A 2,609-nucleotide genomic window follows, 5' to 3' on the forward strand; every position below is an offset into this window, starting at 1 on the left:
CGGGAGCAGCTGCTCCCGGGGCCGTCGCCTGCACCGCTCCCCGGTCAGGAGGCGTTGCCGGCCTTCTTGCGGCGCGCCGCGTAGACGATGCCACCGCCCGCGGCGAGCACCACGACGCCGCCGATGGTCAGCGGCAGGATGCCGTTCGCACCGGTGAACGCCAGGCCGCCGCCGCTGTTCGAACCGCCGCCGGTGGAGCCGGTGTGGCTCGCGGACGGGGACGGGACGGCGCTGGTGGAAGCGCTCGGCTTCGGGCTCTCGGAGCCGCCGGGGGTCGGCGACCCGGTGCCGCCCGGGGTGGTGGCGCTCTCCGAGGGCTTCGGGCTCTCGGTGCCGCCGGGGGTGGTGGCGCTCCCCGAGGGCTTCGGGCTCTCGGAGCCGCCCGGGGTGGTGCCGCCGGGCAGGCAGCCGGAGAACGGGTAGTGGTGGGTCTCGGCGCCGCCGCTGCCGGTCAGCGACTTCGCCCACACCGAGCCGTTGACCGGAGCACCGATGGTCAGGTCAAAGGCCGCGTTCGGAGCGAGGATGCTGCCGGCCCAGGCCACGCTGCCCTTGTCCTTCACCCCGTACTTGACGACCTTGGTCGCGGTCGGGAAGTTCCACAGCAGCTTGGCGCGCTCGGCACCGCCGTCCGCGGACTGCGCCTTGTCGTCCAGGACGTACGCGTTCTTGCCGTGGTCCCAGATCAGGAAGCCCGTGGTGGGGGTCTTCGACTGGTCGTAGCTGTCACCGGTCACGTTGATGATCGTGGTGGAGCCCGCCGGAACCTTGATGTAGACCTCGTGGGCCTTCTCCAGCGTCGAGGCCGCCACCGTGAAGACGTTCGTCCGGGTGTCGGTCCCCGTGAAGGTGATCCCCCGACCGTCCAGAACGGGCGCACCGCCGGTGGTCTTCGCCAACTCGGTGGAGATGTGCCGCAGGTTGGCGAACTCCTTGGCGAAGTCGATCGGCGACTTGCCCTTGGTGATGCCCCCCAGTTGGCCGCCGCCCTGGTTCTCGCCGGCGTAGACGCCCTTGCCTTTCTCCACCCCGACGTAGGAGTTGTCGTGAACGAGGTTGCCACCCACCACCAGCGAATAGCCGCCGGGGAGCGCGGCGACCTCGTCCGCGGTCAGTTCGTTCCCCACAGTGAAGCCGCCCCGGAAGTCGGCGTTGCCGCCGACCGCGACGGCGCCTTCCGCATCGGGGGTGTGGGTGTCGTTGCCCTCGATGAACTCGCCGTACTTCCCGGCGACCCCGAGGTCGAAGCAGGTGCCGCCCGTGGTGGGGGCGGCGGTCGCGGCGGTCGGGACGACCAGCGCCGCGAGGGCGAGCGAGCCACCGAGCGCCACGGCGGCAGCGGATATGGACTTGCGCATGTACGGGACTCCGCGTGTGGGTGCGGGCAGGAGTGTGAGATGAGCCCAACCCGGAAAAGGTATGGACCAAACCGCACTCTTTCGGCCACGCGGGCGGCTGGTCAAGGCCGTTGAGCGACACGCTCGAAATGATCCTTTTTGTCTCGCGCCCGCCCCGGAACGCCCCGCCTCCGACCGCCCCCGCCCGCACCGCCGCGCCCGGGGCCGGAGCACGGCGTAAGCCCGCCTACGATGGTCCGGTGACCAACCCGCTCTCCCTCCTCGCCGAACGCTGGCACCCGACCCCGCAGCACGTCCGCCGGGCGGCGCTGGCCGCGCTGGTGATGAGCGTGGTGATCGTGGTGACCGGCGGCGCCGTCCGGCTGACCGCCTCCGGCCTGGGCTGCACCACCTGGCCGCGCTGCACCGCCGACAGCCTGACGCCGACGCCGGCGATGGGCATCAACGGCGTCATCGAGTTCGCCAACCGGATGCTGACCTACGTGCTGTGCGCGGCGGTCGGCTGGTTCATCCTGGCCGCCCGCAGCGCCAAGCCGTGGCGGCGCCCGCTGACCAGGCTCGGCTGGGCCCAGTTCTGGATGGTGATGAGCAACTCGGTGCTGGGCGGCATCACCGTGCTGACCGGCCTGAACCCGTACATCGTGGCCGCGCACATGGTCGCCGCGATGGGCCTGCTGTGGATCGCGGTGGTGTCCTGGGAGCGCGCCGCGGAGGGCGACGCCGAGCCGCGCGGCCTGGTCGCCGAGCCGATCCGGCTGCTGGCCCGGGTGCTGGTCGGGGTGATCGGCCTGCTGGTGCTGGCGGGCACCCTGGTGACCGGCGCGGGCCACCACCCGGGCGCCTCCTCCAAGGACGGCAAGCCGGTGTACCGGATCCCCGTCGACTACGACCGCCTGGTCCAGGCCCACGCCGACCTGGTGTTCCTCTCGGTGGGCCTGACGCTGGCCGCGCTGCTGGTGTTCGCGGCGGTCAAGGCCCCGCCGGCCGCCCGGGCCCGGGTGCGGGAGCTGTTCGTCCTGCTGCTGCTGCAGGGCGTGCTCGGCTTCGTCCAGTACTTCACGGACGCCCCGGAGCTGATGGTCGGCCTGCACATGCTGGGCGCCGCGCTGGTCTGGGGCGCCGCGCTGCGCGTCCCGCTGGCGCTGCGCACCCGGTCGGGCGTCCCGGCCCAGTCCGCCGCCCCGGCCGCCGAACTGGTCGCCTGAGGCCGCGGGCCCGTCCGGACGCGACGGAGGCTCGCCGGGGTCCGAG

Annotated in this window: 2 protein-coding genes; one reads left to right on the forward strand and one right to left on the reverse strand. The window is 72.7% G+C overall.

The window, feature by feature from the left end:
* Positions 1 to 44 precede the first annotated feature (44 nt).
* Entirely contained in the window at positions 45 to 1,358 is a 1,314-nt protein-coding gene (locus ACFUEL_RS38235; RefSeq protein WP_380242605.1) for a choice-of-anchor A family protein, read from the reverse strand.
* A gap of 128 nt (positions 1,359 to 1,486) precedes the next feature.
* Between ACFUEL_RS38235 and ACFUEL_RS38240 the strand changes: the two genes are divergently transcribed.
* Positions 1,487 to 2,563 carry a heme A synthase gene (locus ACFUEL_RS38240; RefSeq protein WP_380242607.1) on the forward strand — a complete coding sequence of 359 codons (1,077 nt, stop codon included), beginning with the start codon at positions 1,487 to 1,489 and terminating at the stop codon, positions 2,561 to 2,563.
* Positions 2,564 to 2,609: the final 46 nt, after the last annotated feature.

Origin of the sequence: Kitasatospora sp. NPDC057198, assembly GCF_042670125.1 — a bacterium.
GTDB lineage: Bacteria > Actinomycetota > Actinomycetes > Streptomycetales > Streptomycetaceae > Kitasatospora.

Excerpts from the sequence above, each read along its gene's own strand:
- ACFUEL_RS38235 (WP_380242605.1), bottom strand. The coding sequence starts at position 1,358 with ATGCGCAAGTCCATATCCGCTGCCGCCGTGGCGCTCGGTGGCTCGCTC.
- ACFUEL_RS38240 (WP_380242607.1), top strand. The coding sequence starts at position 1,487 with ATGATCCTTTTTGTCTCGCGCCCGCCCCGGAACGCCCCGCCTCCGACC.